Source organism: Streptomyces sp. NPDC029014, from assembly GCF_055564695.1.
Map to the genome: position 1 here is coordinate 1 of NZ_JBVHVT010000258.1, position 1,004 is coordinate 1,004.

The following is a 1,004-nucleotide window of genomic DNA, read 5'->3' on the forward strand; positions in this document are numbered from 1 at the left end:
GTCCAGGCTGCGGGCTGGCTCGCCCTGCTCTTCCTCTCCCTCAGCTGCCAGTGCCGCCAAGAGGGCATCGACCTTCTCTTCGAGCCGGGCGGTGACCTTGCGCTGCTCTTCCTGCTGCAGCTCGATGCGGCGAAGGCGGTCGGAAAGGCTCACGGCTTCACCTGCTTCTGTTCGTTGGCCGGAGCCAGCTTCTCGATCGCGCTCATCCGGCTATCGCAGTCCTCCAGAGTCAGGAGGTTGGCGTTGTATGCAGCGACGACGGCTTCCACAGTGCGGGAGGTGGCGCGCTTCGCCGGGCAGCGGGCGGTCAGCGCCGCCGGCACAGCCACAGTGCGCTCGACCGGGACATACACCACCTTGGGCAGGTCAGGCTTCTCGGCCTTGCTGCAGCTGCCGAACCCGCACAGCGGCATGGCCGCAGCCAGGATCACAGCAACGGAATGGCGTCGCATAGGTTCTGCTCCAACTGCTGCCGGCATCCCGGCTGGGTCTTGGCCGCCTGCAGGGCCTGCTCGGCCTGGGTCGCGCGGCGCTGGCTCTGGGCTGCTGCCGCTTCAGCGAGCCGTGCGGACTCTTGGGCTGCCTGCTGCTGGCGGGCGTATTCGTCGATGGCCAGCTGGGTCTGGCGGTTCACCTCCTGCAGCAGCTGGCCACAGGCGTTGGCCGCGCGCAGGTTCTCGTCAGAGCTGGCCTGGGCCTTATCGCGCTGCTTCTCGGCGGCGGCGATCAGGGCCTGGTCCTTCTTCGCTCGATAGTCCGATCCGAGCCGGGCACCCATCAGCAGGACGGCACCCACCGCGGCGACCCACAACCCTGCGCGGATCAGGCCCACGTAGGGCCGCAGCGGGTCAGGGATCAGCATCGCCATTGCTCAGCTTGGGCTGCACGAAGATGCGGGATACCGCAGCCAGGAACGACGTCAGGCCAGCCGATGCCAAGGCGCTGTAGGCCACGGTCTGCTTGAACCCGTCGTGCACCACCGGCAGCCAGTCCGCCGGCAGCAG

The 1,004-nt window shown here is 68.1% G+C and carries 2 protein-coding genes; both read right to left on the minus strand.

Translation table 11 applies throughout. The features are described from left to right. Nucleotides 1–149 precede the first annotated feature (149 nt). Nucleotides 150–452, minus strand: coding sequence for an Rz1-like lysis system protein LysC (gene lysC, locus ACZ4VL_RS40965; protein ID WP_465968668.1), 303 nt, complete (start codon nt 450–452; stop codon nt 150–152). After that, nucleotides 428–868 (minus strand): hypothetical protein, encoded by a 441-nt coding sequence (locus ACZ4VL_RS40970; RefSeq protein WP_467385021.1) that lies wholly within the window; start codon nt 866–868, stop codon nt 428–430. Before ACZ4VL_RS40970 ends, lysC begins: the two co-directional genes overlap by 25 nt. Nucleotides 869–1,004: the final 136 nt, after the last annotated feature.